Consider the following 736-nt stretch of genomic DNA (forward strand, 5'->3'; position numbering starts at 1 on the left):
TAGCCGCGGTAGGTGGTTGCTCCACTACGACAGGAGCCACACCATGCTGAAGATAGTCCCCGACCCACCCCACCTCCCCCACTCCCTGGAAGACACCATCATGCTCGCAACCGACTACGCGCTCTGCGCAGAAGCCGTTGCCCAGCAAGCAATGCTGATGCAACCCAGATCACCCGCCTCCGCGTTGATCATGGCGTCGATGCACGAGCTGGAAACACTCCGCCGTTTGCTCGAATCGGCACTGGCGCAAATACAAAGGCCAGCCGACCCGCAAACCATGCATTGACCAGGGGTATTGCTCGATGACCACCGAAAACACCCAATGCACTGTCGGCAAAACCATCTTCTTCCAAGGTGAAAACCAGACCCACCCGCTGTTCCGCATCGAACCGGGCATCCCCTGCCAGAACGCCCGTGAACAGGCGTCGGAGCTGATGGGGTATGCGCGGGATTTGACCATTGATGGCCTGATGGAAGACAAGCCGAAGCTGATCTGGGCAGCGCACTATCTTTGCGCTCTGGGGAAAGCGCTGCTGGATGATGCGGAGTTGGGAATGATGCGCTGAACCTCAGGGCCAAAGGCGATAGAAGTCAGTCGGCTCGCAGCTATCAATCACTGACGCTATCGCCCGCCAAGGGCCCCTGTGCGCACGGCGAATGAGGACGTCGCACGCGCAGGGGCATCACCCCCCCGCAAAGCCGAAACACCCCCCCCTGCCCATACCACCCCTGCGCC

At 60.6% G+C, this 736-nt stretch carries 2 protein-coding genes; both read left to right on the top strand.

Annotated features, from left to right (window positions below):
* Nucleotides 1-43 precede the first annotated feature (43 nt).
* On the top strand, nt 44-286 hold the full coding sequence (locus GYA94_RS27205) for a hypothetical protein (RefSeq protein WP_161893507.1): 243 nt from the start codon (nt 44-46) through the stop codon (nt 284-286).
* Between the two features lie 16 nt (nt 287-302).
* On the top strand, nt 303-566 hold the full coding sequence (locus GYA94_RS27210) for a DUF3077 domain-containing protein (RefSeq protein ID WP_009683500.1): 264 nt from the start codon (nt 303-305) through the stop codon (nt 564-566).
* Nucleotides 567-736: the final 170 nt, after the last annotated feature.

The sequence above is a fragment of the Pseudomonas juntendi genome (assembly GCF_009932375.1).
Classification (GTDB): domain Bacteria; phylum Pseudomonadota; class Gammaproteobacteria; order Pseudomonadales; family Pseudomonadaceae; genus Aquipseudomonas; species Aquipseudomonas juntendi.